Here is a 20,599-nt window from a genome sequence, read left to right on the forward strand (position 1 = left end):
GCCACACCCCGGCACACAATGTCACCGCTGCGGCTGCTCCCTTCCAGGCCTGACCGGGTTCACGGCTGATCGTTGCGGGGGGACCGATGGGGTCACCATAACGACGCTCACCTGTCGGCGAGCCGCGCCATTGTACCTATCTGAGGCGAAGTTACAACCGTTGGTTTCGGATAAAAAATATGAAGGGGTTCAAGCACTTGCTATTGCACCTGAAGCACCTCGTCCGCCCTGCCGCCCTCCTGCTGAATCACCAGGTGAATAAAGTGCAGCCGGGCAATCACCGCCGGCGGCAGGACGAACGGATAGAAATCCGGCTGCCCCATGCTGCGTGACAGTTCATTGAGCATACCCGCCAGCTCGATCCACGCATTGACGAACGACAGAAAAGCCGCGCCGCCGGGATGCAGTGGATCGTAGAGGGTATCCAGCGCAAACGGCTGATAGTCGAAGTCCCATTCCCGGGCACTCATGCCAAAGCCCAACGCGGTGTCCACCGCATCCATCATGTGCAGGTAATGCGCCCAGGTTTCCGCCCAGTCTTCCCATGGGTGCATGGCCGCGTAGGCGCTGACGTAGTGCTGCTGCCAGCCGAGCGGTGCGCCCTGCTCATAATGTCGCTCGAGGGCATCGGCATAGCTGGCGCGCTCATCGCCAAACAATCCACGAAACGGCTCAAGCCAATGGCTGTTGGCGATCAATCGGTCCCAATAGTAATGTCCGACCTCGTGACGGAAATGCCCGAGCAGCGTGCGATAGGGCTCGCGCATTTGCACTCGCACCTGCTCGCGATGGGCATCGTCTGCCTCCTTGATGTCGAGGGTGATCAGGCCATTGGCGTGGCCGGTGGTCGGCAGCTTGCCCTCAAGGTCGACGCCGATGAAATCGAACGCAAGGCCGGCTTCTTCATCCACGCGTTTCGGGATGACGGGCAATCCAAGGCTGACCAGTTGCGCCACCAAGCGACGTTTGGCGGTTTCCACCTTACGCCAGCGTTCGTGATTGTCCGTTATCGACAGGTCGGGAATCGTGCGACTCAAGCTACAAGCCATGCACAAGGTTTCGTGATGACTGACCGGGAGCAGCCAATTACACGCTGCAGGTGAATCGAGATTGGCGCAGCGGCGGAACGCACCCGCCTCCGGATCGGCGTCGAGCAACCAGGTGTCGGGGCGCTCGCCCGGTTGCAGCGAAGACAAGCGGCTTTGCTCAGGCTGATATCCAAGGGCTGCCGAACACGCCAGGCACTGGCTGTTGCGAAAGAACAGCGACTGCCCGCAACGACAGGACCAGACCTTGCTGTTGCGCGAACTTTCGCCCTTGAACGGTGCGGCAATGCGCGAACTGAGCTGCTCGAAGAAACGGTACATGGCGATCTCTCCCGGGGGCTTGCAGAGACTAGATCATTACCGTGACGTGATCGTTCCCAACCTCAACATACCTTGGTGATAAACCGCTTTTTGTGGCGAGGGGGCTTGTCGGATCGCCGTACCGCCCCGTTCGGCGGCGAAGCCGTCGCAAAACCAGTGAACCAGGTGCTGCTGGAAAAAGATGGGGGCCGCTTCGCAGCCCAACGGGGCGGTGCGGCGACCCGACAAGCCCCCTCGCCACAGGCTTCGTGCTAGATCGGGATGTTGTGATCCTTCAGGAAACCGACAAACGCCTCTTCATCCAGCACCTTCAGGCCCAGCTCATTGGCCTTGGTCAACTTGGAGCCCGCGCCCGGCCCGGCCACCACGCAATGGGTCTTGGCTGACACGGAGCCAGCGACCTTGGCCCCCAGGCTTTCGAGTTTTTCCTTGGCGATATCGCGACTCATCAGCTCCAGCGAGCCGGTCAGCACCCAGGTCTGCCCGGCCAGCGGCAAGCCTTCGACGACCTTCTTCTCGCTCTGCCAGTGCATGCCGAAATCGGCCAGTTGCTTCTCGGCCGCTTCGGCCAGTTGGCGATTGGCCTCGACCGCGAAGAACTCGCGCACCGAATTGGCTTGCTTCTCCGGCAGCGCCTGGCGCATATCGAGCCAGTCAGCGCCGATCACCGCCTGCAGCGAGCCGAATTTGTCCGCCAGTTTCTGCGCCCCGCCCGGACCGACCGATGGAATATGCAGCTTGTCGAGGAAACCGCCGAGCGTGGTGCTCGCCGAAAACCCGGCACCCAACTCGCCCTGATCCTGAATCTGCATGCCATGCCTGAGCAAATCAGCAATCACCTGCTGGTTATGTGCGTCTTCAAAGAAGCTGTGGATCTCGTACGCGACTTCCAGGCCAACATCCGGCAAGTACGTCAGCACCTGTGGCAAGGCCTGTTGCACCCGTTCCAGCGAACCCAGGGAGCGGGCCAGAACCTTGGCGGTCTCCTCGCCGACATCGGGAATCCCGAGGGCGTAGATGAACCGCGCCAGGCCCGGTTTCTTGCTGTCTTCGATGGCACCGAGCAGGTTCTTGCTCGACAGTTCGGCAAAGCCTTCCAGATCGACGATCTGCTCGAACGTCAGGGCGTACAGATCGGCCGGCGAACTCACCAGGCCTTCGTCGACCAGCTGCTCGACGCTTTTCTCCCCCAGGCCTTCGATGTCCATGGCGCGACGGGAAACGAAGTGAATGATTGCCTGCTTGAGTTGCGCGCCACAGGCCAGGCGGCCGACGCAGCGGTACACCGCACCCTCGCTGACCGTCTCACGACCCTTGCTGCGCTTGATCAGTTGCGTGCGCTCGACATGGGAGCCGCACACCGGACACTGTTCCGGGATCTGCACCGCTCGCGCATTGTCAGGGCGGCGTTCCATCACCACTTGCACCACTTGCGGAATCACGTCACCGGCGCGGCGGATGATTACCGTGTCGCCGATCATCAAGCCCAGGCGCGCCACTTCATCCATGTTGTGCAGCGTGGCGTTGGCCACCGTGACACCCGCGACCTTGACAGGTTTCAGGCGCGCCACCGGCGTCACCGCCCCGGTGCGGCCGACCTGGAATTCCACATCGAGCAGTTCGGTGAGTTCTTCCATCGCCGGGAATTTGTGGGCGATGGCCCAACGCGGCTCACGGGCGCGAAAACCCAGTTCGCGCTGGGAGGCGATGCTGTTGACCTTGAACACCACGCCGTCGATTTCATACGGCAGCGCGTTACGCCGCTCACCGATGTCGCGGTAGTAATCCAGGCACTCGGCGATACCGTGCGCCAGTTTCAGCTCATGACTGATCGGCATGCCCCAGGCTTTGAGCTGCTGCAAATTGCCGATGTGCGTATCGGCAATGTCCGCCGACACCTGGCCGATGCCGTAGCAGCAGAACTCCAGCGGACGATTGGCGGTGATCTTCGAATCCAGCTGCCGCAAACTGCCTGCCGCGGCGTTGCGCGGGTTGGCGAAGGTCTTGCCGCCGACTTCCAGTTGCGTGGCGTTGAGCCGCTCGAAACCGGCCTTGGACATGAACACTTCGCCGCGAACCTCCAGGGTCGCCGGCCAGCCAGTGCCGTGCAGCTTGAGCGGAATATTGCGTACGGTGCGCACGTTGACGCTGATGTCTTCGCCAGTCGTGCCGTCGCCGCGCGTGGCGCCGCGCACCAGTACGCCATCCTGATACAGCAGGCTGACCGCCAGGCCATCGAGCTTGGGTTCACAGCTGTATTCGACTGTTGCACCGCCACCAAACAGGTCGCCGGCCGGCAGGTCCAGGCCTTCGGTCACCCGGCGGTCGAACTCGCGCATGTCGGATTCTTCGAAGGCGTTGCCGAGGCTGAGCATCGGCACTTCGTGACGCACCTGGGTAAACGCCGACAGCGCCGCACTGCCCACTCGCTGGGTCGGCGAATCGCTGGTGATCAATTCGGGATTGGCCGCCTCAAGGGCCTTGAGCTCGTTGAACAAGCGGTCGTATTCGGCGTCCGGAATGCTCGGTTCGTCCAGCACGTGATAACGATAGTTGTGCTGATCGAGTTCAGCGCGCAGCTCTAAAATACGGTTCTTGGCGGCGGTCATGGGTGTTCTCTCGTAAAGCAAAAGAGCAGCCGAGGCTGCTCAATTTTCATATTTTGGCCCGGCAAGGAGCTGCATTTGTGGCGAGGGGGCTTGTCGGATCGCCGCACCGCCCCGTTCGGCGGCGAAGCCGTCGCAATGCCGGCGAATTCGGTGTCGCGGAATGGGGCTGCTTCGCAGCCCAACGGGGCGGTGCAGCGACCCGACAAGCCCCCTCGCCACAGAAGCCTGCCCAGCCATTAGATCAACGTTTCTGGGTCAGGGCGCGGCGTTCGAATTCGACGATGCGCTGACGGTAGTGCTCGATCGTCTGGGCGGTCAGTACGCTGCGCTGGTCGTCCTTCAGTTCGCCGTTGAGCTCCTGAGACAATTTGCGCGCCGCTGCCACCATGACGTCGAAGGCTTGCTTCGGATGGCGAGGGCCTGGCAGACCCAGGAAGAAGCTCACCGCCGGAGTGCTGAAGTGGTCGATGTCGTCCAGGTCGAATACACCTGGCTTGACGGCGTTGGCCATGGAGAACAACACCTCCCCGTTACCCGCCATGCTTTCGTGACGGTGGAAGATATCCATCTCGCCGAAACGCAGGCCGCTTTCCAGAATGTTCTGCAACAGCGCCGGGCCCTTGAAGCCGGCAGCGTCGCGACAGATCACGCTGATCACCAGCACTTCTTCAGCTTGCGGCTGATCTTTTTCGCTGACCGATGGCGAAGACTTGGTGTCATTCGGGAAATCGTCGTCGCGACTGCTGAAGCTCGGGCCGCCGTCCAGATCCAGGCTGAGGTTCATGTCACCCTGGGAAGGCTCGCCGTGACTCCGCTTGCCGCGCTTGGAACCCGACTCGCGAGGTTCGCGGGCCGGCATGCTCACCGACGGCAGATCCTGCTCGTCCAGTTGCGGCTCTTTATGCGTGTCCAGCACGCGCGGCGGGCCCAGCAGCTCGGCGCTGCTGTCCTCGTCCGGCAGATTGGACAGACTTCGGTCAAGACGGAATTTCAGTTTTCCCTTGCCGCCGCGCATACGGCGCCAGCCATCGAAAAGAATACCGGCAATGACAATAATGCCGATGACGATCAGCCACTCGCGCAGACCGATTTCCATGTAATCCCGTGCCTCTATGAAAAATGCTGAAAAATAAGGGGTTTACAACCTGCAAACCGCTTTAAAACGTGGCGCCAACTCTATGTTCTGACAGGCGTTTTGCCCACGTATACGAAAAATTGACATTAAACTAGCACGACCAAAGGCAACTTTACACCGTCTACCACCTTGGCTAGTGCGAATATGTCGATTGGCCAGCAAGTCGAAGCCAGCAAAAGAGTCCTACAACCCATAAACACCCCTTCCTGCAACCACGACTCAGGCGTCCACCATCGCCATCGCCTCCTCGACATCCACGGCCACCAGACGTGAACAGCCGGGTTCGTGCATCGTCACACCCATCAGTTGTTCGGCCATTTCCATGGCGATCTTGTTGTGGGTGATATAGATGAACTGCACTGTCTGCGACATCTCTTTTACCAACCGCGCGTAGCGTCCAACGTTAGCGTCATCCAGTGGCGCGTCAACCTCATCGAGCATGCAGAACGGCGCCGGATTCAACTTGAAGATCGCAAAAACCAGGGCCAATGCGGTCAGGGCCTTTTCGCCACCGGAGAGCAAATGGATGGTGCTGTTCTTCTTTCCTGGCGGCTGCGCCATGATTGTTACCCCTGTATCGAGTAAATCTTCGCCCGTCAGTTCCAAATAAGCGCGGCCTCCACCGAAAACTTTTGGGAAAAGCGCCTGCAAACCGCCATTGATCTGATCAAAGGTATCCTTGAAACGGTTACGGGTTTCCTTGTCGATCTTGCGGATGACGTTTTCCAGTGTCTCCAATGCTTCCACCAGATCGTCGTTCTGCGCATCCAGATAACGTTTACGCTCCGATTGTTGCTGGTACTCATCGATGGCCGCCAGGTTGATCGCGCCCAGGCGCTGAATCCTCGCGGCGATGCGCTCGAGCTCTTCCTCGGCTTCCTTCTCGCTGGCCTCGGCGGTCAACGTCGCGAGTACGCCGTGGAGATCGTAGCCGTCTTCCAGCAACTGATCCTGCAAGGTCTTGCGGCGCACGGTCAGGGCTTGCCATTCCATGCGCTGGGTTTCGAGCTGGCTGCGAATCAACTGGGATTGTTGTTCGGCCTGGCTGCGGCGCTTCTCGGCGTCGCGCAGTTCGCGGTCGGCGTCTTCGAGGGCGATCTGCGCGGTCTTGAGTTCTTCGTCGACGGTCATGCGCTTGTCGAGCAGTTCTTCGAGTTTCAGGCGCAGCTCTTCCAGTGGCGCTTCGCCCTCCTCCAGGTTGAGGCTCAGTTGTTCACGCTTTTCGGTCAGGCGTTCGGACTGCATCTCCAGACGTTCGAGCGCCTGGCGCGTGGAATCGTGCTGTGCCTTGAGCGAGCCCAGACGCACCGCCAACTGATGGGCATGATCCTTGTGTTGCCGCGCTTCCTGACGCACCCGGTCCAGGCGCTCGCGCAAACTGTCGCGCTGTGCCAGCAGTAACTCACGCTGCTCGGTGTCCAGCGCCATGCTGTCGAGGGCTTCCTGCAATTGCAGGCGCGCTTCACCGATGTGTTCGTGCTCCAGTGCCCGCTGTTCGTCCAGCTCGGTGAGCTCTTCGTCGAGACGGGTGCGGCGCAGGGTCAATTGCTCGGCCTTGGCTTTGCCGGCGGACAATTGAGCTTTCAGTTCACCTTGCTGGCGGGCTTCGTCCTGCAGCAAACGGCGCAAATGTTCGCGACCGTTTTCCTGCTGACGCTGCTGCGCCCTGAGATTTTGCAGTTGGGTTTCCAGGGTTTCAACAGCGGCTTCGCGCTCTTCACGCTCAAGGCCCAGTTGCTGGATTTCCTGACCCCGGGCGAGCACGCCGCTTTCCGCTTCACTGGCCCGACGCACGCGCAGAAAATGCCGACCGACCCAGTAACCGTCACGACTGATCAGGCTCTGCCCGGCCGCCAATTGCCCGCGCAAGGCCAAGGCCTGTTCAAGGCTATCGACCGGTTTGACTTGCCCCAGCCAAGGCGACAGATCGATCTGCGCCTCGACCATGTCCAGCAAGCTGCCCGGTACTCGGAGGCCATCGGTGGCCGGGCTGAGCAAACGCAAATCGCCCTGGGCAAAGCCCGACAGATCGAAATCGTTGAAATCATCCACCAGCACCGCTTGCAGGTCGGCACCGAGCACGGTTTCCACCGCCAGCTCCCAACCGGCCTCAACCTTGAGGCCTTCGGCCAAGCGAGGGCGATCAGCGAGATTCTGTTCGCGCAGCCATTCGGCGGTGCCGGTGCCCGGATCGAGCGCGGCTTGCTGCAAGGCTTCGAGCGAAGCCAGTCGACCGTTGAGCCGCTGCAAATCGCCCTGGGCCTGTTGTTGCGCCGTCAGCGTTTGCTGTAATTGCTGGCGCAGTTGCTCGAGCTTTTCGACCTGAGCCTCTTCACTGGTCTGCAAATCTTCGAGGGTCGCCTCGGACTCGGCGAGTTGCTCGCTGAGCTCCATGATCGCCGCGTCTTCCGGGTCCGCCGAGAGCAAGGCGCGCTCTTCGCCAAGACGCTTCTGGCGATCGGCCAGGCGCTCCAGGCTGGTTTCCAGCTGCTGGATCCGCGATTGCTGCACTTCGGCCTGACGGCGCGGCTCGGCGGCGGTGAGGTTGAACGTATCCCACTGCTCCTGCCAGCCATGCATGGTGGTTTCGGATTCTTCCAGCGCGGCAGCGGCCTCTTCGGCGGCGGCGCTGGTGACTTCCTGCTCCGGGGTAAGCATGTCCAGCTCTTCGCCGAGGGTCAGCAGCAGCGTGCGGTCGTGGCCCAGGTGCGATTCGGTTTCCAGGCGTGCTCGCTCGGCCTCTTTCAGGTCATCCTGCAACTGGCGCAAACGCTGCTGGCCGTGCTGGATGCTCTGCTCGACCCGGGCAATGTCGCCGCCGACCGAGTAGAAGCGCCCCTGCACCAGATTGAAGCGCTCCGACAGGTCGTGGTGCCCGTCACGCAGGCGCTCGATGCTCGCGTCGGCATTGCGCTGTTCGGCCACCAGGGCTTCGAAAGAAACTTCCTGGTTGCCGATGATCGCTTCACGCTGGCCGACCTGATCATTCAGCGCCTGCCAGCGCAGGGCCGACAACTGGGCCTTGAGCTGACGCTCCTCGCCCTTGAATTCCTGATACTTCCTGGCGGCCTCGGCCTGACGGTGCAAGCGTTCGAGCTGGCGCTCAAGCTCTTCGCGCAGGTCAGTCAGACGCTCGAGGTTTTCGTGGGTGCGACGAATGCGGTTTTCCGTCTCGCGCCGGCGCTCCTTGTACTTGGAGATGCCTGCCGCTTCTTCGATGAAGTTGCGCAGGTCTTCGGGCTTGGACTCGATCAGTTTGGAGATCATCCCCTGCTCGATGATCGAGTAGCTGCGCGGGCCAAGGCCGGTGCCGAGGAAGATGTCGGTGATGTCACGACGCCGGCATTTGGTGCCGTTGAGGTAATAGGTGGTCTGGCTGTCGCGGGTCACTTTGCGGCGAATGGAGATTTCCGCGTAGGCGGCGTATTCACCTAGCAATGTGCCGTCGGAGTTATCGAACACCAGTTCGATGCTCGCCTGGCTCACCGGCTTGCGGCTGGTGGAGCCGTTGAAGATGACGTCGGTCATCGACTCGCCGCGCAGGTTCTTCGCCGAACTCTCGCCCATCACCCAGCGTACGGCGTCGATGATGTTCGATTTGCCGCAGCCATTGGGTCCGACCACCGCCGCCATGTTACTGGGGAAGTTCACCGTAGTCGGGTCGACGAAGGACTTGAACCCCGCCAGCTTGATGCACTTGAGCCGCACGCTCAGGCGTCCGTCAGGGCAGAAACCACCAGATCGCAACTGCGCTGGGCGTAAGCCGTCAGCACTTCGCGAATCTGCGGAAAGTCTCGGGCCAGCACGGCAGCAAGCAAGCGTTCGAACAGCTCGAGGAATTCGCTCATCGACGCTTTGCGCTGGTCCAGAGCGAGGAAATAGGCACGACTCATGGCCGGCTGCAGATTCTCGACGGTTTCCTGCAAGTACGGGTTGTTGGCGAACGGGTACGCGGCACGCATCACATTGAAGCTGTCGTCGACGAAAGTGCGGATGTCCTGCCGCTCGTAGCTGGCAGTCAGGCGTTGCTGGATCTGCACGAACGGCGCCATGTCAGCCTGGGTTTTCCAGCCACTGGCCACCGAGTTACCGAGCAGAATATAGAGCTCGCTCATCAGCGTGCACAGGCTCTGCACCTTGTGCGCAGTGAGCTCGGTGACGTGGGCGCCACGGCGCGGCAGGATCGCGATCAGGTGCCGACGCTCGAGGATCAGCAAGGCCTCGCGAACCGAACCGCGGCTGACATTGAGGGCCAGCGTGACCTTCTGTTCCTGGATGCGCTCCCCGGGCTTCATTTCGCCGCGAATGATGCGTTCGGCGAGGTGTTGAGCGATTTGCTCGGCGAGGCTGTCCGGCGCCTTGAACGTCATGGTTGTCCTTCAAACTCTTCGATCTGTACAAGCGGCGCAGTGTAGCGCAATTGCTGCGTCAGAGCGGAGTGCCCGCCCGGTGGTTTTTGGCACGATTCAAGCAAAAAAGCAGGCTATCGAACCAACGACAATAATTAAGGAACAGGTGGTTAATCGACAATTTGCAATTTCCTGACCTTTAAGTCAGAAAATCATTGACCGAAAAGTCAGACCTGCTAAATTCGGTTCCTATCGGTTAACAACAATAATGAGTCTGCGAGGCCTTCCGTGATCCAGTTTTTACTAAACCAGGAACTCCGTAGCGAGCACGCCCTGGACCCGAACCTGACCGTGCTCAATTATCTGCGCGACCATGTGGGCAAACCCGGCACCAAAGAAGGCTGCGCCAGCGGTGACTGCGGCGCCTGCACCGTGGTGGTCGGCGAGTTGCAAACGGATGATGACGGTCGCGAACATATTCGCTATCGCAGCCTCAACTCGTGCCTGACGTTCGTGTCGTCCCTGCACGGCAAACAACTGATCAGCGTCGAAGACCTCAAGCACAAAGGTGAACTGCACAGCGTGCAGAAAGCCATGGTCGAGTGCCACGGCTCGCAATGCGGCTTCTGCACTCCCGGCTTCGTGATGTCGCTGTTTGCCCTGCAAAAGAACAGCGATGCACCGGATCATGCCAAGGCCCACGAAGCACTGGCCGGCAATCTCTGCCGCTGCACCGGCTATCGGCCGATCCTGGAAGCCGCCGAGCAGTCCTGCTGCGCCAAGCAACCGGACCAGTTCGACGCCCGCGAGGCCGACACCATCGCGCGCCTGAAAGCCATTGCCCCGACCGATATCGGCGAACTCAACAGCGGCGACAAACGCTGCCTGGTGCCGCTGACCGTGGCCGACCTGGCCGACCTCTACGACGCTTATCCACAGGCCCGCCTGCTGGCCGGTGGTACCGACCTGGCGCTGGAAGTCACGCAATTCCACCGCACCCTGCCGGTGATGATCTACGTCGGCAACGTCGCCGAGATGAAACGCATCGAACGTTTTGACGATCGTCTGGAAATCGGCGCCGCCACAGCCCTTTCCGATTGCTACGAGGCCTTGAACGCCGAGTACCCGGACTTCGGTGAATTGCTGCACCGCTTCGCGTCCTTGCAGATCCGCAACCAGGGCACCCTGGGCGGCAACATCGGCAACGCTTCGCCGATTGGTGACTCGCCGCCCCTGCTGATCGCCCTCGGCGCGCAAATCGTGCTGTGCAAAGGCGAAACCCGCCGCACTCTGGCGCTGGAAGATTACTTCATCGATTACCGCGTCACTGCGCGTCAGGAAAGCGAGTTCATCGAAAAGATCATCGTGCCGCGCGCCAGCGTCGAAAAACTGTTCCGCGCCTACAAAGTCTCCAAGCGCCTCGACGATGACATTTCTGCGGTGTGCGCCGCCTTCAACATTCGCCTGGAAAACGGCGTGGTCGCTGAAGCCCGCGTCGCCTTCGGCGGCATGGCGGCCATCCCGAAACGTGCTGCAGCCTGCGAAGCCGCGTTGCTTGGCTCGCCATTCAATAACGCCACCGTTGAACGCGCCTGCGCGGCCCTGGGCGAAGACTTCACACCGCTCTCGGACTTCCGCGCCAGCAAGGAATATCGCCTGCTCAGCGCGCAGAACCTGCTGCGCAAATACTTCATCGAACTGCAAACACCGCACATCGAGACTCGGGTGACCGCTTATGTCTAATCATCACGCCGTAGAGAAGACCCAAGCCGAATTGGCTGAACTGTTCGCCAGGGACCTGACCACCGGTGTCGGTCGCAGCGTCAAGCACGACAGCGCCGCCAAGCATGTGGCCGGTGAAGCGCAGTACATCGACGATCGCCTGGAGTTTCCAAACCAGTTGCACGTTTATGCGCGCATGTCGGACCGTGCCCACGCCCGGATCATCAGCATCGACACCGCGCCCTGCTACGCCTTCGAAGGCGTGCGCATCGCCATCACCCACGAAGACGTGCCAGGCCTGAAAGACATCGGCCCGTTGCTGCCGGGCGATCCACTGCTGGCCATCGACACCGTGCAATTCGTCGGTCAACCGGTGGTCGCCGTTGCGGCGAAAGACCTGGAAACCGCACGCAAGGCGGCAATGGCCGCGATCATCGAATACGAAGATCTCGAGCCAGTGCTGGATGTGGTCGAAGCCCTGCGCAAGCGCCACTTCGTACTCGACAGCCACACCCACCAACGTGGCGATTCGGCCACGGCGCTGGCCACCGCCGAGCACCGCATCCAGGGCACGCTGCACATCGGCGGCCAGGAACACTTCTACCTGGAAACCCAGATCTCTTCGGTGATGCCGACCGAAGACGGCGGCATGATCGTCTACTGCTCCACGCAAAACCCCACCGAAGTGCAGAAACTGGTGGCCGAAGTGCTGGACGTGTCGATGAACAAGATCGTCGTCGACATGCGTCGCATGGGTGGTGGTTTCGGCGGCAAGGAAACCCAGGCGGCGAGCCCGGCGTGCCTGTGCGCGGTGATCGCGCACCTCACCGGCCAGCCGACCAAGATGCGTCTGCCACGGGTCGAAGACATGCTGATGACCGGCAAGCGTCACCCGTTCTATGTCGAGTACGACGTCGGCTTCGACAGCACCGGTCGCCTGCACGGCATCAACCTGGAACTGGCCGGCAACTGCGGTTGTTCGCCTGACCTGTCGGCATCGATCGTCGACCGCGCGATGTTCCACTCGGACAACTCGTATTACCTGGGCGATGCGACCATCAACGGTCATCGCTGCAAGACCAACACCGCGTCGAACACCGCCTACCGTGGTTTCGGCGGCCCGCAAGGCATGGTCGCCATCGAAGAAGTGATGGACGCCATCGCCCGTCACCTGGCCCTTGATCCGCTGGCAGTGCGCAAGGCCAACTACTACGGCAAGACCGAGCGCAACGTTACCCACTACTACCAGACCGTCGAGCACAACATGCTCGAGGAAATGACCGCCGAACTGGAAGAAAGCAGCCAGTACCATGAGCGCCGCGAAGCGATCCGTCGTTATAACGCCAACAGCCCGATCCTGAAAAAAGGTTTGGCGCTGACCCCGGTGAAATTCGGCATTTCCTTCACCGCCAGCTTCCTCAACCAGGCAGGCGCCTTGGTGCATGTCTACACCGACGGCAGCATCCACCTCAACCACGGCGGCACCGAAATGGGCCAGGGCCTGAACACCAAGGTCGCGCAGGTCGTGGCCGAAGTGTTCCAGGTGGAAATGGATCGCGTGCAGATCACCGCGACCAACACCGACAAAGTACCGAACACCTCGCCGACCGCTGCCTCCAGTGGTGCCGACCTGAACGGCAAGGCCGCGCAGAACGCGGCGGAAACCATCAAGAAACGCCTGGTGGAATTCGCTGCCCGCCAATACAAGGTCAGCGAAGAAGACGTGGTTTTCCACAACGGCCATGTGCGGGTTCGTGATCACATCCTGACCTTCGAAGCGCTGATCCAGCAGGCGTACTTCGCCCAGGTGTCGCTGTCGAGCACCGGGTTCTACAAGACCCCGAAAATCTACTACGACCGAAGCCAGGCCCGTGGCCGGCCGTTCTACTACTTCGCCTTTGGCGCTGCGTGCTGCGAAGTACTGGTCGACACCCTGACCGGCGAATACAAGATGCTGCGCACCGACATCCTCCACGACGTCGGCGCCTCGCTGAACCCGGCCATCGACATCGGCCAGGTCGAGGGCGGTTTCATCCAGGGCATGGGCTGGCTGACCATGGAAGAGCTGGTGTGGAACAACAACGGCAAGCTGATGACCAACGGCCCGGCCAGCTACAAGATCCCGGCCGTGGCGGACATGCCGCTGGACCTGCGGGTGAAGCTGGTGGAAAACCGCAAGAACCCGGAAGACACGGTGTTCCATTCCAAGGCCGTGGGCGAGCCGCCGTTCATGCTTGGCATCGCCTCGTGGTGTGCAATCAAGGACGCGGTGGCGAGCCTGGGCGATTACAGGCATCAACCGAAAATCGACGCACCGGCGACTCCGGAGCGGGTGTTGTGGGGCTGTGAGCAGATGCGCCAGTTGAAGGCGGCGAAGGCTGTCGAGGCTGAAACCGAGTTGGCTTCGCTTTAAGACCGAGGTGCGGCTATCGCGAGCAAGCTCGCTCCCACAGGGGATTTGTTTACACCGCCCCAATGTGGGAGCGGGCTTGCCCGCGAAGAGGCCCGAACAGACAACAACGATGTCGAGGTGAACATGTACAACTGGATCGACGCCCTCGCCGACCTGCAAAACCGGGGTGAGCCCTGCGTGCTGATAACCATCATCGAAGAGCTCGGCTCGACGCCGCGCAATGCCGGCTCGAAGATGGTCATCAGCGCGAACCAGGCCTTCGACACCATCGGGGGCGGGCACCTGGAATACAAGGCCATGCAGATCGCCCGCGAGATGCTCGCCAGCGGCAAGCAGGACACCCATCTGGAGCGCTTCAGCCTCGGTGCCAGCCTGGGCCAGTGCTGCGGTGGCGCCACGGTTTTGCTGTTCGAACCGATGGGCCAGGTACAGGCGCAGATCGCCGTCTTTGGTGCCGGCCACGTCGGCCGGGCGCTGGTGCCGTTGCTGGCCAGCCTGCCTTGCCGGGTGCGCTGGATCGACTCGCGGGATGCGGAATTTCCCGAACAGATCCCCCATGGCGTGCGCAAGATCGTCAGCGAAGAACCGGTGGATGAAGTCGATGATCTCCCTGCCGGGAGCTACTGCATCGTCATGACCCACAACCACCAGCTCGACCTCGAACTCACCGCCGCGATTCTCAAGCGCAACGACTTCGCCTACTTCGGCCTGATCGGTTCGAAGACCAAACGGGTGAAGTTCGAACATCGCCTGCGCGACCGCGGTTTCGACAACAGCGTCGTGCAACGCATGCGCTGCCCGATGGGCATCGGCGAAGTCAAAGGCAAGCTGCCTGTGGAAATCGCCATCTCCATCGCCGGCGAGATCATCGCCACCTATAACGCGAACTTCGGCCAGCACACCGCCAGCGCCGGATCGATTGCCAAACTGCTGCCTGCGTCACGCCGCAGCCAAACCGCAAACTTGAAAGCCTCGAATTGAGAATCTCATGCCTTTGACTCGCAAAGCTTACCGCGCCGCCATCCTGCACAGCATCGCCGACCCAGCCGAAGTCGGTATCGAAGCCTCCTACGAGTATTTCGAAGACGGCTTGCTGGTTGTGGATAACGGCCAGATCAGCGCCCTGGGCCACGCCAGCGAATTGCTGCCGACCCTGCCAGCGGATATCGAAATCACCCACTACCAAGACGCACTGATCACCCCCGGCTTCATCGACACCCACATCCATTTGCCGCAAACCGGCATGGTCGGCGCCTACGGCGAGCAACTGCTGGACTGGCTCAACACCTACACCTTCCCGTGCGAAAGCCAGTTCGCCGACAAGGCCCACGCTGACGAAGTCGCGGACATTTTCATCAAGGAACTGCTGCGCAACGGCACCACCACTGCGCTGGTATTCGGCAGCGTGCATCCGCAATCGGTGAACTCGTTCTTCGAAGCCGCCGAGCAGCTCGACCTGCGGATGATCGCCGGCAAGGTGATGATGGACCGCAACGCCCCGGACTACCTGACCGACACCGCCGAATCCAGCTACGTGGAAAGCAAGGCGCTGATCGAGCGCTGGCACGGCAAGGGTCGCCTGCACTACGCCGTCACCCCGCGCTTCGCACCGACCAGCACCCCGGAACAGCTAACCCTGGCTGGCCAGTTGCTGAGCGAATACCCGGATCTGTACATGCAGACCCACATCAGCGAAAACCTCAAGGAGATCGAGTGGGTCAAGGCGTTGTTCCCCGAGCGCAAGGGTTACCTGGACGTCTACGACCACTACCAATTGCTCGGCGAGCGCTCGGTGTTCGCCCACGGTGTGCACCTGTGCGATGACGAGTGCGCGCGACTGGCTGAAACCGGTTCGGCCATCTCGTTCTGCCCGACCTCGAACTTCTTCCTCGGCAGCGGTCTGTTCAACCTGCCAATGGCCGAGAAGCACAAACTCAATGTCGGCATCGGCACCGATGTCGGCGGTGGCACCAGTTTCTCGCTGCTGCAAACCCTTAACGAAGCCTACAAGGTCATGCAGCTGCAAGGTGCACGCCTGAGTCCGTTCAAGTCGCTGTACCTGGCCACCCTCGGCGGCGCCCGCGCACTGCGCCTGGAAGACAGGATCGGCAACCTGCAACCGGGCAGCGACGCCGACTTCCTCGTGCTGGACTACAACGCCACGCCGCTGCTGGGCTATCGCCTGAAGCAGGCCAACAACATCGCCGAGACGTTGTTTGTGTTGATGACTCTGGGGGATGACCGGACGGTGCTGCAGACTTATGCGGCGGGGAATCTGGTGCATCAGCGCTAAGAAATTCCGGGCATAAAAAATCCCCCGCTGCTTTACAGCCCGGGGGATTTTTTGTTCCCTGTAGGAGCGAGCTTGCTCGCGATGGTCGTGAACGATTATGAGGGAAGCCTGACACCCCACGGCGTCCTCAAGCCCATCGCGAGCAAGCTCGCTCCTACAGTCAGAGCTTGGCGGTCGAACGCCCTGGCTTCTTGGTCTGCAGCAAATGCGAGAACACCGCATGCAGATCATCCGAAGCACTTTCCTCGTCGAGGTTGAGCTTGCTGTCGATGTGATCCATGTGATGCATCATCAGGTCGACCGCCAGTTCAGCGTCGCGTTTTTCGATGGCGTCGATCAACTGGGTGTGCTCGTCGTAGGAGCAATGTGAACGGTTGCCGCTTTCGTACTGGGCGATGATCAGCGAGGTCTGCGACACCAGGCTGCGCTGGAAGCTGATCAACGGGGCGTTCTTCGCCGCTTCGGCCAGTTTCAGGTGGAACTCGCCCGACAGGCGGATGCCGGCACCCCGGTCGCCACGGGAAAAGCTGTCGCGCTCGTCGTTGACCATCTGGCGCAATTCGGCGATCTGCTCGGCGGTGGCGTGCTGCACCGCCAATTCGGTGATCGCGCGCTCGACCAGACGCCGGGCCATGAACACCTGGCGCGCCTCTTCGACGCTCGGGCTGGCGACCACGGCGCCGCGATTCGGACGCAGCAACACCACGCCTTCATGGGCCAGGCGCGACAAGGCGCGGCGAATGATGGTGCGGCTGACCCCGAAAATTTCCCCCAGCGCTTCTTCGCTCAATTTGGTGCCGGGCGCCAGACGCTGTTCGAGGATGGCCTCGAAGATATGCGCGTAGACAATATCGTCCTGAGTACCGCTGCGGCCGGCTTTGCCTGCTCGCGGTTGTTTCTTTAGGGGTTGCAACTGTTCGTTCATGGGCACTCGAGTCGGAAGAACTGCGGCGAATTGACGGTGACTGTAATACGGCACAGTGGGTCGCTGGCAAGTATCGCGTAAAAAACACCGCGATTGTACACAATGGAGGGTGGCAACACGACTGTACGGCTGAATGTTGCCTCGGCTGTATCGCAACGCCTGGTTACTTTTGAGTTTAGGCTTGTTCGCAGAATCCGCCTTTGTAACGCGATCCCTGTGGGAGCGAGTTTGCTCGCGATTGCTATTTCACATTCAACATGAATGGCGACTGACCTGCCTCCATCGCGAGCAAGCTCGCTCCCACAGGGTTCAGCGTTGCTGCGGACATCTTCATTTGTATAAGGAACACCACCGTCATGAACGACGCCACGCACGCGCAGCTGCGCCCTTTGGCCGACACCTCGCCCTCGGCCATCGTCGCCGGGTTCATCGCCATGATGACCGGCTACACCAGTTCCCTGGTGCTGATGTTCCAGGCCGGGCAAGCGGCGGGCCTGAGCAGCGGGCAGATTTCTTCGTGGATCTGGGCGATTTCCATCGGCATGGCGGTGTGCTCCATTGGCCTGTCCCTGCGCTACCGCACGCCGATCACCATTGCCTGGTCGACCCCCGGCGCCGCGCTGCTGATCACCAGCCTGGGCGGCGTGAGCTACGGCGAAGCCATTGGTGCCTATATGACCTGCGCGGTGCTGGTGACGATTTGCGGGCTGACCGGCAGCTTCGAACGGCTGATGAAAAAAATCCCGGCATCCTTGGCCGCCGCCCTGCTGGCAGGGATCCTGTTCAAGATCGGCAGCGAGATTTTCGTCGCGGCGCAACACCGCACCGCCCTGGTACTGGGGATGTTTGTCAGTTATCTGGTGGTAAAGCGCCTGTCGCCGCGCTATGCGGTGTTGGCTGCATTGCTGATCGGCACGGCATTGTCAGGGTTCATGGGGTTGCTGGACTTCAGCGGTTTTCACCTGGAAGTGGCGACGCCGGTCTGGACCACGCCGCACTTCTCCCTGGCCGCGACCATCAGCATCGGCATCCCGTTGTTTGTCGTCGCCATGACCTCACAAAACATGCCTGGCATCGCCGTATTGCGCGCCGATGGCTACACGGTGCCTGCCTCACCACTGATCACCACCACCGGAATCGCCAGTTTGCTGTTGGCACCGTTCGGCTCTCACGGGATCAATCTGGCGGCGATCAGCGCGGCAATCTGCACCGGTCCGCATGCCCACGAGGATCGTAACAAGCGCTACACCGCAGCGGTCTGGTGCGGAATTTTCTACGGAATCGCCGGGGTGTTCGGTGCAACGCTCGCAGCATTGTTTGCCGCGCTGCCCAAGGAACTGGTGCTGTCGATTGCTGCGCTGGCGCTGTTCGGCTCAATCATCAACGGCTTGAGCATCGCCATGAGCGAAGTGAAGGAACGTGAAGCGGCGCTGGTCACCTTCATGGTCACGGCATCGGGGTTGACGCTGTTTTCCATCGGTTCGGCGTTCTGGGGGATTGTCGCGGGGGTGGTGACGCTGGTGATTCTGAACTGGCGCAAAACCTGAAATACAAAAACCAGGCGTAAAAAAACGGCGACCCTTGGGTCGCCGTTTTTTTAGAACATCAAGCTACCGGATTGATCGGCTTTTCCGGGTACCAGACGTCCAGCAGCGGGCTGACTTCAACGCTGGTCAGCTCGGTGCGGCCTTTGAGCCAGGCTTCAACGGCAGCGCGCTGTTCAGCGCTGACCGAGCCACGCTTCTGCAGGCAAACCAGACCGTAGTCGTCGCCGCCAACATAGCCCAGACCGTTGGCTTCCATGGCTTCTTTGAGGAACGCATCGAGGAAAGCATCAATGGCTTCATCAGCCAAATCTTCTTTGAAATCCAGGTTCAGTTCGAAACCCAGCTCTTGAAATTCATCGACGCACAGTTTTTTGCGCAGACGCTGGGAACGGTTAGTCGCCATTGGAACAATCCTCATAAGTAATAACGGGCGGCACTTTAGCAGTTTAAGCCGCCGATTGCCTGACTCTCTGGTCCACGACACCTACCGTCGGTAAAAAAATAGCTGATCAGACGGCCAGCGCACGGCACAAGCCGTAGCACCTTGGGGCATAATGCCGACACTTTCATGACCATTGAGGGAATTTATCTCCATGCCCTCGTCTTTTTCCCCTCGACTGTAGGGTTTTATTTCAGATGATCAAATCTTTGCGTCCATTGCTGTTGGCCGGTTTTCTTCTTCCCCTGGCCCTCTCCGTTTCCGCTGCCCCGATCAATACTGCGTTGTCGCCCAACGTGGAAAAAGCCCTGAAAGCCAGCAAGTTGCAGGACAACGCCCTGTCGCTGGTGATGATCCCGCTCACCGGCCCCGGCACCCCGACGGTGTTCAACGCCGACGTGTCGGTCAACCCGGCGTCGACCATGAAACTGGTCACCACCTACGCGGCGCTGGAAATGCTCGGCCCGAACCACCAGTGGAAAACCGAGTTCTACACCGACGGCACCCTCAGTGGCGGCATTCTCAACGGCAACCTCTACCTCAAGGGTGGCGGCGATCCGAAGCTGAACATGGAAAAACTCTGGCTGTTGATGCGCGACCTGCGCGCCAACGGTGTCACTCAGGTCACCGGCGACCTGGTGCTGGATAAAACCTTCTTCGTGCAACCGCAACTGCCGGAGTTCAATGACGACGGCAACGACGATAACAAGCCGTTCCTGGTCAAGCCCGACTCACTGCTGGTCAACCTCAAGGCGCTGCGCTTCGTCGCGCGCAATGACTCGGGCAAGGTGCTGGTCTCGGTGGAGCCGCCGATTGCGAGCATCCGTATCGACAACCAGGTCAAAGCCCTCAATTCCAAACAATGCACCGGTGGCGTGCGTTACAACCCGGTGGCACAGGCCGATGGCAGCGTGACCGTGACGGTCGGCGGTCAGTTGGGTGAAGGCTGCAGCTCGCAGACCTACCTGTCACTGCTCGACCACGCGACCTACACCGCCGGTGCCGTTCGCGCGATCTGGAAGGAACTGGGTGGCAGCATTCAGGGCAAGGATGTGCTGGCGCCAACACCGAAAGACGCCAAGGTCCTGGCCCGGGCATTCTCCCCGGACCTGGCGGAAATCATCCGCGACATCAACAAATACAGTAACAACACCATGGCCCAGCAGTTGTTCCTGAGCCTCGGCCAACGCTTTCGCACTGATGCCGATGGTGACGACGCCAAGGCCGCCCAGCGTGTCGTGCGTCAGTGGCTGGCGAAAAAGGGCATCACCGCGCCGCATCTGGTGATGGAGAACGGCTCCGGCCTGTCCCGTTCCGAGCGCGTCAGCGCCCGGGAAATGGCCTCGATGCTCGAAGCAGCATGGCACAGCCCGTATGCCGCCGAGTACATCAGTTCGATGCCGATTGCCGGCACCGACGGCACCATGCGCAAACGCCTGAAGACCACGGCGATGCGCGGCGAAGCCCACGTCAAGACCGGCACCCTGAACACCGTGCGGGCGATTGCCGGCTTCAGCCGCGACGTCAACGGCAACACCTGGGCAGTGGTGGCGATCCTCAACGACAAGGCCCCGTTCGGCGCCTCTTCGGTGCTCGACCAGGTGCTGCTGGACCTGTACCGCCAACCGAAAGCGCCGCAGACGGCTTCGGTGTTGTAAAGCACAGCTCTGCCCCTTGTAGGAGCAGCCGGTCGACGTTCGATTGCTCGCGATGGTCGATAACGATAACGCGGACATACTGGATGTACTCGGCGCTCTCGGATCCATCGCGAGCAAGCTGAACTGGTCAACTAATTTTGGA

The 20,599-nt window shown here is 60.8% G+C and carries 13 protein-coding genes and 1 other RNA gene; 6 read left to right on the forward strand and 8 right to left on the reverse strand.

Going from position 1 to position 20,599, the window contains the following annotated elements:
* The 6 genes from ffs to PMI29_RS28220 form a co-directional block, all read right to left on the reverse strand.
* Positions 1-89: signal recognition particle sRNA small type (ffs, locus tag PMI29_RS30710), an RNA gene on the reverse strand; the annotation flags it as partial.
* Positions 90-200: 111 nt separating this feature from the next.
* Complete coding sequence (locus tag PMI29_RS28240) at positions 201-1,367, reverse strand: zinc-binding metallopeptidase family protein (protein WP_007993489.1); 1,167 nt, start codon at positions 1,365-1,367, stop codon at positions 201-203.
* 251 nt (positions 1,368-1,618) lie between these two features.
* Positions 1,619-3,976 (reverse strand): NAD-dependent DNA ligase LigA, encoded by a 2,358-nt coding sequence (gene ligA / locus PMI29_RS28235; RefSeq protein WP_007993492.1) that lies wholly within the window; start codon positions 3,974-3,976, stop codon positions 1,619-1,621.
* Positions 3,977-4,217: 241 nt separating this feature from the next.
* A complete protein-coding gene (gene zipA, locus PMI29_RS28230; RefSeq protein ID WP_007993494.1) occupies positions 4,218-5,072 on the reverse strand; it encodes a cell division protein ZipA in 855 nt (284 codons plus the stop codon).
* A gap of 258 nt (positions 5,073-5,330) precedes the next feature.
* Positions 5,331-8,819 (reverse strand): chromosome segregation protein SMC, encoded by a 3,489-nt coding sequence (smc, locus tag PMI29_RS28225; protein ID WP_007993495.1) that lies wholly within the window; start codon positions 8,817-8,819, stop codon positions 5,331-5,333.
* Positions 8,820-8,821: 2 nt separating this feature from the next.
* Positions 8,822-9,481 carry a GntR family transcriptional regulator gene (locus PMI29_RS28220; RefSeq protein WP_007993497.1) on the reverse strand — a complete coding sequence of 220 codons (660 nt, stop codon included), beginning with the start codon at positions 9,479-9,481 and terminating at the stop codon, positions 8,822-8,824.
* Between the two features lie 267 nt (positions 9,482-9,748).
* On the opposite strand from PMI29_RS28220, the gene xdhA reads away from it, so the two are divergent.
* The 4 genes from xdhA (at position 9,749) to guaD (ending at position 15,888) form a co-directional block, all read left to right on the forward strand.
* Positions 9,749-11,203 (forward strand): xanthine dehydrogenase small subunit, encoded by a 1,455-nt coding sequence (gene xdhA / locus PMI29_RS28215; protein ID WP_007993498.1) that lies wholly within the window; start codon positions 9,749-9,751, stop codon positions 11,201-11,203.
* Positions 11,196-13,595, forward strand: coding sequence for a xanthine dehydrogenase molybdopterin binding subunit (gene xdhB, locus PMI29_RS28210; protein ID WP_007993500.1), 2,400 nt, complete (start codon positions 11,196-11,198; stop codon positions 13,593-13,595). The genes xdhA and xdhB overlap by 8 nt, the downstream gene beginning before the upstream one ends.
* 123 nt (positions 13,596-13,718) lie before the next feature.
* Positions 13,719-14,576: a xanthine dehydrogenase accessory protein XdhC gene (xdhC, locus tag PMI29_RS28205; RefSeq protein WP_007993501.1), complete on the forward strand. Its 858-nt coding sequence runs from the start codon at positions 13,719-13,721 to the stop codon at positions 14,574-14,576.
* A 7-nt stretch (positions 14,577-14,583) separates the two neighbouring features.
* Positions 14,584-15,888, forward strand: coding sequence for a guanine deaminase (gene guaD, locus PMI29_RS28200; protein ID WP_007993502.1), 1,305 nt, complete (start codon positions 14,584-14,586; stop codon positions 15,886-15,888).
* A 160-nt stretch (positions 15,889-16,048) separates the two neighbouring features.
* Here guaD and PMI29_RS28195 read toward each other — a convergent pair whose 3' ends face one another.
* Complete coding sequence (locus PMI29_RS28195) at positions 16,049-16,813, reverse strand: GntR family transcriptional regulator (RefSeq protein WP_007993504.1); 765 nt, start codon at positions 16,811-16,813, stop codon at positions 16,049-16,051.
* 356 nt (positions 16,814-17,169) lie between these two features.
* Here PMI29_RS28195 and PMI29_RS28190 point away from each other — a divergent pair, with 356 nt between their 5' ends.
* On the forward strand, positions 17,170-18,360 hold the full coding sequence (locus PMI29_RS28190) for a benzoate/H(+) symporter BenE family transporter (RefSeq protein WP_007993506.1): 1,191 nt from the start codon (positions 17,170-17,172) through the stop codon (positions 18,358-18,360).
* Positions 18,361-18,418: 58 nt separating this feature from the next.
* On the opposite strand, the gene PMI29_RS28185 is transcribed toward PMI29_RS28190, so the two are convergent.
* Positions 18,419-18,763, reverse strand: a complete 345-nt coding sequence (locus PMI29_RS28185; protein ID WP_007971486.1) for a YggL family protein — start codon at positions 18,761-18,763, stop codon at positions 18,419-18,421.
* Between the two features lie 233 nt (positions 18,764-18,996).
* On the opposite strand from PMI29_RS28185, the gene dacB reads away from it, so the two are divergent.
* Positions 18,997-20,457: a D-alanyl-D-alanine carboxypeptidase/D-alanyl-D-alanine endopeptidase gene (dacB, locus tag PMI29_RS28180; protein WP_007993507.1), complete on the forward strand. Its 1,461-nt coding sequence runs from the start codon at positions 18,997-18,999 to the stop codon at positions 20,455-20,457.
* The last annotated feature ends 142 nt before the right edge of the window (positions 20,458-20,599 follow it).

Origin of the sequence: Pseudomonas sp. GM49 (assembly GCF_000282355.1) — a bacterium.
GTDB lineage: Bacteria > Pseudomonadota > Gammaproteobacteria > Pseudomonadales > Pseudomonadaceae > Aquipseudomonas.